The organism is Allobosea sp. CER48 (assembly GCF_044752385.1).
Taxonomy (GTDB): Bacteria; Pseudomonadota; Alphaproteobacteria; order Rhizobiales; family Beijerinckiaceae; genus Allobosea.
Window position 1 is genome coordinate 1 of record NZ_JBIWYK010000168.1, and the last position, 6,388, is coordinate 6,388.

At 68.6% G+C, this 6,388-nt stretch carries 5 protein-coding genes; 3 read left to right on the top strand and 2 right to left on the bottom strand.

Going from position 1 to position 6,388, the window contains the following annotated elements:
- The 3 genes from ACIPIA_RS08365 to purU all read left to right on the top strand — a co-directional run.
- The coding region (locus ACIPIA_RS08365) for a DeoR/GlpR family DNA-binding transcription regulator (protein ID WP_400508468.1) at window positions 1-603 on the top strand (603 nt) is incomplete at its 5' end.
- A 73-nt stretch (window positions 604-676) separates the two neighbouring features.
- Window positions 677-3,106, top strand: a complete 2,430-nt coding sequence (locus tag ACIPIA_RS08370) for a GcvT family protein (RefSeq protein WP_400508470.1) — start codon at window positions 677-679, stop codon at window positions 3,104-3,106.
- A gap of 3 nt (window positions 3,107-3,109) precedes the next feature.
- Window positions 3,110-4,015 carry a formyltetrahydrofolate deformylase gene (purU, locus tag ACIPIA_RS08375; protein WP_400508472.1) on the top strand — a complete coding sequence of 302 codons (906 nt, stop codon included), beginning with the start codon at window positions 3,110-3,112 and terminating at the stop codon, window positions 4,013-4,015.
- Between the two features lie 6 nt (window positions 4,016-4,021).
- Here the strand turns inward: purU and ACIPIA_RS08380 are convergent, their stop codons facing one another.
- Together ACIPIA_RS08380 and pbfA are read right to left on the bottom strand one after the other, a co-directional pair.
- Window positions 4,022-5,032 carry a 2-hydroxyacid dehydrogenase gene (locus tag ACIPIA_RS08380; protein WP_400508474.1) on the bottom strand — a complete coding sequence of 337 codons (1,011 nt, stop codon included), beginning with the start codon at window positions 5,030-5,032 and terminating at the stop codon, window positions 4,022-4,024.
- An 11-nt stretch (window positions 5,033-5,043) separates the two neighbouring features.
- On the bottom strand, window positions 5,044-6,388 hold a 1,345-nt coding region (gene pbfA / locus ACIPIA_RS08385; RefSeq protein ID WP_400508476.1), incomplete at its 5' end, for a (R)-1-hydroxy-2-aminoethylphosphonate ammonia-lyase.

Below are 6,388 nucleotides of genomic sequence, written 5' to 3' on the forward strand. Positions count from 1 at the left end.
GGCGGCGCGCTTCGCAACGAGCGCTCCGAGGCGCCGTTCGAGAACCGTCGGACCGTGAACCGGGCCGGCAAGGAGGCGATCGCCGGCCTCGCCGCCTCGCTGGTCGGGAACGGCATGACGGTGCTGCTCGATTCGGGCACGACGACCGAGGCGGTTGCGCGGGCGCTGGCACGATCGGGCTGCGAGCGACTGACCGTGCACACCACCTCGCTCGCCAATGCCCGGCTGGCCAGCCGGCTGCCCGGCGCCCGCGTCTTCCTGATCGGCGGCGAGTTCGACCGCAACGAGGATGCGACCACCGGCGCCGAAGCGCTGAAGGCGATCGCGCGGCTCTCCGCCGACTTCTCCTTCGTCAGCGTCGGCGGCGTCGACGAGAGGGGATGGCTGACCGACTACACCCGTGCCGGCGCGACCATCCGGACCGCCCTCCTCAACGCCGCCGAACAGGGGTTTGCGATGGCCGACAGCAGCAAGTTCGGGCTCCTTTTGCCCAGTCGCATCGGCGGCGACCAACCCTTTGCCGGGCTGCTGGTGGATCTGCCCCCACCCGGTGCCATCGCGACGAAACTGGTCGAAGGCGGGGTGCGGATACGCGCATCCTGATTTGACCGTTTTTGTGGTTTTTTGTTGTTTCTCTGACAGCGCCTGCTAAGTTGCCTTCATCGCGGAGGCGCTCATGTCCATTCCCACCCAATCCCGTGTCGTCATCATCGGCGGCGGCATCATCGGCTGCTCGGTGGCCTATCACCTGACCAAGCTCGGCTGGCGCGACGTGCTGCTGCTGGAGCAGGGCCGGCTCTCTTCCGGCACCACATGGCATGCCGCCGGCCTTGTCGGGCAATTGCGCAGCCAGTCCAGCATGACGCGCCTGATCCGCTATTCGACGGAGCTCTACGACTCGCTGGAGAGCGAGACCGGGCTCGCCACCGGGTGGAAGCGCTGCGGCTCGGTTTCGGTCGCCCGCACCGAGGAGCGCATGACGCAGCTGCGCCGCACCATTTCGGCGGCGCGCGCCCAGGGCGTCGAGATCGAGGAACTCAGCCCCCGGGAGGCCGGCGAGAAATGGCCGGTGATGCGCACCGACGATCTCGTCGGCGGCGTCTGGCTGCCGGGTGACGGCAAGGCGAACCCCTCCGACATCACGCAGGCGCTGGCGCGCGGCGCCCGCAGCGGCGGCGCCATCGTGCGCGAAGGCATCCGCGTCACCGGCATCGAGACGGAGAAGGGCCGGGTCAAGGCCGTCCAGACCGATCAGGGCCGGGTGGAATGCGAGGTGCTGGTCATCTGCGCCGGGCAGTGGTCGCGCACCATCGGCCAGATGTGCGGCGTTTCGGTGCCGCTGCACTCGGCCGAGCACATGTACATCGTCACCGGCAAGATCGCGGGAGTCTCGCCGAATCTGCCGGTGATGCGCGATCCCGACGGGTATATCTACTTCAAGGAGGAGGTCGGCGGCCTCGTCATGGGCGGCTTCGAGCCGGATGCGAAGCCCTGGGGCATGGACGGCATCCCCTATCCGTTCGAGTTCCAGCTGCTCCCCGACGACTGGGACCAGTTCGGCATCCTGATGGAGAATGCCCTGCAGCGGGTGCCTGCGCTCGAAACGGCCGAGATCAAGACCTTCCTCAATGGCCCCGAAAGCTTCACGCCGGACAACAACTTCCTGCTCGGCGAGGCGCCGGAGGTAGCGGGCGTCTATGTCGGGGCCGGCTTCAACTCGATGGGCATCGCCTCGGCGGGTGGCGCCGGCCGGGCGCTGGCCGAATGGATCGTCGAAGGCGAGGCGACGAGCGATCTCTGGCCCGTCGATATCCGCCGCTTCGCCGATTTCAACAACAACCCCGCCTGGCTGAAGGACCGCATCAAGGAGACGCTCGGCCTGCACTACGCCATGCCCTGGCCGAACCGCGAGCTGGACACCGCCCGCCCCTTCCGGCGGTCGCCGCTCTATGACCGGCTCGCCGCGAAGGGCGCCGTTTTCGGCTCGAAGATGGGCTGGGAACGCGCCAACTATTTCGCCCGCACCGAGGCGGAGCGCAGGATCGGCTATTCCTTCGGCCCGCAGAACTGGTTCGAGACCGTCGCGGCCGAGCATCGCGCCTGCCGCGAGGCGGCCGGGCTCGTCGACATGTCGAGCTTCGCCAAGCTCCTGCTGCAGGGGCCACAGGCCCAGGCAGCACTGCAGCGCCTCGCCGCCAACGATGTCGCCGTGCCGGTCGGCACCTCCGTCTATACCGCGCTGCTCAACGAACGCGGCACCTTCGAGAGCGATCTGACGGCCGCGCGCATCGCGCCGGATACGTATCTCCTGCTCACCGGCACGGCCCAGGCGACGCGAGACGCGCACTGGATCAGGCGGCAACTGCCCGAAGGCGCGACGCTGACGGATGTCACCTCTGCCTATGCCGTGCTCTCTCTGGCCGGGCCGAAGGTCGTGGAGATCCTGAGGCGGGTCTCACCAGTCTCCTTCGACCCCGCCGACTTCCCGGCCAATGCGATCCGTCAGATCACGATCGGCTATGAGACCAGCTGGGCCTGCCGCCGCTCCTATCTGGGCGACGGTTTCGAACTCTACGTACCCGTCGAGTTTGCCGCTGCGATCTATGACACGCTGCATGAGGCCGGCGCCGATCTGGGCCTGATGGATGTCGGCTACTACGCCGTCGATTCCCTGCGCATCGAGAAGGGTTTCAGGGCCTGGGGGCGCGAGCTGACGCCGGACGTCAATCCCTACGAGGCCGGGCTCGGCTTCGCCGTGAAGCTGAACAAGGACAGCTTCATCGGCCGCGAGGCGCTCGTCGCCGCCCGGGCCGCGCCACGCACGAAACGCCTGGTGGCTCTTGTCGGGCCGCGCCCGAACGGGCAGATGGCCTGGGGCGGCGAGGCGATTCTGGCAGACGGCGAACCTGTCGGCGAGATCACCTCGGCCGCCTTCGGCGCGAGCCTCGATGGCATCGTCGCGCTCGGCTGGGCCCAGAGCCGGGAGCCGATCGACCAGGCGTGGCTCGATTCACGCGCATGGACGATCGATCTCGCCGGCAGCAAGGTCCCGGTCAGCGCGAGCCTCGCGGCGCCGCTCGACCGCAAGACCGATCTCAGGAAATAGACCATGGCCGACGCCCATTCCCTGCATGCTCCCGCCCCGGGGCGGGACTTCAAGGTGCAGAAGCCGGACCGAATCCTGACGCTGTCCTGCGAGGACCGGCCAGGCATCGTCCACGCCGTCAGCGGCGTGCTCTACCGGCAGGGCTGCAACATCCTGGAGAGCGCGCAGTTCAGTGATCCGCGCGACGGTCGCTTCTTCATGCGCGTCGCCTTCGCCGCGCGCGAGCGTTTCGACGAGGCCGCCTTCCGGCGCGAATTCGACGGTGTCGCCGGCACGTTCCGCATGGATTGGGACGCGATCGACGCTGCCGCGCCGGCGCGCGTCCTGCTGATGGTCTCGCGCTTCGGCCATTGCCTGAACGACCTGCTGTTCCGGCAGGCGACCGGCAATCTCAATATCGAGATCCCCGCGATCGTCTCGAACCATCGCGATTTCGAGGCGCTGGCGCAGAGCTACGGCATCCCCTTCCATTACCTGCCGGTCACGCCCGCCACCAAGGCGGAGCAGGAATCGCGCCTGCTCGAGATCGTCGCGGAGACCAACTCTTCGCTGGTCGTGCTCGCGCGCTACATGCAGGTGCTGTCGAACGATCTGTGCCGCGCGCTCGACGGCCGGGCGATCAACATCCACCACTCCTTCCTGCCGAGCTTCAAGGGCGCCAAGCCCTATCACCAGGCCTATGACCGCGGCGTGAAGCTGATCGGCGCGACGGCTCACTACGTCACGCCCGACCTCGACGAGGGCCCGATCATCGACCAGGACGTCGGGCGCGCCGACCACTCGCTCGCACCGGACGATCTGGTCAGCGTCGGGCGCGATATCGAGGCGGTCGTGCTGGCGCGGGCGCTGAGGCTTCATATCGAGCGCCGGGTGATGCTGGCCGGCCGCCGCACGGTGATCTTCCGCTAGGAGCCCTCAGGCAAAGGCGACATTCCGGGTCTGCGCCCGCAGGCGCGGATCGTGCGAGCGGATCTCGACCGGCCTGCCTTCGAGGATTTCGAAGCAGCGCGCCAGAGTGTCGTCGGATAATCGCCGCATCGCCTCGACGGTGAAGAAGGTCAGGTGCGGGAAAAGGACGACGTCGTCGCGCCCGAACAGCGGGCTTAGCAGATGCCCCTGCCGGGCGAGCGGCTCCTGGCTGTAGACGTCGAGCCCGACCCCGCCGAGCCGGCCGGCGAGCACCGCCTCGACCAGCGCGGCCTCGTCGATCAGGGCGCCGCGGGAGACGTTGACGAGGATGGCGCCGGGCTTGAGGCAGGCGAGCTCGGCCCGGCCGACGATATGGCGCGTCGCGTCGTTCAGGACGCTGTGCAGCGAGACCAGATCGCATTGCCTGAGCATGGCGTGGAGATCGTCGACCTTCTCGATTCCGGCGGCGGCCATCGTCTCCGCGTCGACATGCGGGTCATAGCCGAGAACGTGGGCCCGGAACCCCTGCCCCGCCATTCGCGCCATGCTGCGCCCGATCTTCCCGGTGCCGACGAGCCCCAGCGTCGCTCCCGCGATGTCGCGACCGAGCCAGCGTTGGGCCGGCCAGATCCAGCCCTCGCGAGCCATGGCGCGGCCGATCTCCGGCATACGCCGGGCGAGCGCGATCATCAGGGCGAAGGCGCCTTCCGCGACCGTCTCCTCGGCATATTCGGGCACGTTGACGACGGGGATGCCGCGTGCGATCGCGGCGGGGATGTCGATCGCATCGATGCCGACACCGTATTTGACGATTCCCTTGAGCCGCGGGGCAGCCGCGATCACCCGCGCCGTGACCGGCGTGTAGCACATCAGCAGCAGGTCGGCGTCGGCCATCTCCTGCGCCAGTTCCTCCTCGGAAATTCCGTCGGGGAGCGTAACGAGTTCGACGCCGCGGGCGCGCAGGCCGGCATCGATCTCGGGGCATTCCAGTTCCCGGTCCGTCCTGACAGCCTTCATCGCAGCCCCCATCAGCCCGCGAGGATCGCCTGCTCGACGATGCCGAGCGCCCGGTCGAGATCGGCCCGTGCGATCACCATCGGCGGCGACAGCGTGAGCACGTTGCCCTGGCTGATCTTGAAGCTCAGCCCGGCTTCCAGGCAGCGGTAATAGGCTCGCTCGGCCAGGCCATTGTCCGGTGTCCATGCGTCGCGATCCGAGACCAGCTCGACCCCGAAGAGCAGGCCGCGCCCGCGCACGCTTCCGACGGCCCGGCAGCCTTCCCCGAAATTCCGCAGGCGCTCCATCGCATAGGCTCCGAGTTCCGCAGCCCGCTCCGTCAGGCCCTCCTCGCGGATGATGTTGATCGTCGTCAGCGCCGCGCGGGTGGTGACCGGGTTCTTCTCATGGGTGTAGTGGCCGATGGCGTAGCCGCCGGCCACGTCGAGGTCGCGGCGCGCCACCACCGCGGCGATCGGCAGAATGCCGCCGCCCAGTGCCTTCCCGAGCACGACCATGTCGGGCTGAACCCCGTCATGCTCATGCGCGAAGAAGCGCCCCGTCTTGCCGAGCCCGGTCGGGATCTCGTCGAAGATCAGGAGCGTGCCATGCCGGTCGCAGGCCTCGCGCACGCTCTTCCAGAAGCCGGGCGCGGGCGGATAGGGCGTCGCCCGCATCGGCTCTGCGACGACCGCGGCGACATCGCCTTCCCGCGCCAGCACATAGGAGATCATCCTGGCGCACGCGCGCGCCGAATCCTCGAGATTGTCATGGCCGTAGGCGCAGTTGCGGGTGCCCCATGGCGCCACATGCTCCGCGCCCGGCAACAACGGCCCGGCGATGCCGGAGCGGAACGTCGCCTCGCCGCCGACGCTGGATGCGCCGAAGCCGGCGCCATGGAAGGCGTCCCAGAAGGACAGCGTCTTGAACCGGCCGGTCGCCGCCCGGGCCAGCCGCAGCGCCACCTCGATCGCATCCGAGCCGCCGGTGGTGAAGAGCACCTTGCCGAGGTCGCCCGGCGCCAGCCGCCCAAGGGTCTCGGCAAGCTCGACCGCCGGCTCGCAGGTGAAGCGCCGCGGTGCGAAGCAGAGTTCGTCGAGCTGCGACTTGATCGCCTCCTTGAGGCGCGGATGGCCATAACCGATGTGGTGGACGCTGTTGCCATGAAAATCCATGTAGCGCCGTCCCATCGTGTCCTCGATCCAGATGCCCTCCGCCTTGGCGATGGCCGTCAGGCAGGGGCTGGACAGGCTCTGATGCAGGAAGGCGGACGAGTCGCGCGCCAGCAGGTCGCGCGTCCCCGCATCCCCGATGCCGGCGGCCCAGCCGCTCCGGGCCTCCGAGGTATTCGACTCCCCCTCGGTATGAACGATTTCG

Excerpts from the sequence above, each read along its gene's own strand:
- ACIPIA_RS08370 (WP_400508470.1), top strand. The coding sequence starts at position 677 with ATGTCCATTCCCACCCAATCCCGTGTCGTCATCATCGGCGGCGGCATC.
- purU (WP_400508472.1), top strand. The coding sequence starts at position 3,110 with ATGGCCGACGCCCATTCCCTGCATGCTCCCGCCCCGGGGCGGGACTTC.
- ACIPIA_RS08380 (WP_400508474.1), bottom strand. The coding sequence starts at position 5,032 with ATGAAGGCTGTCAGGACGGACCGGGAACTGGAATGCCCCGAGATCGAT.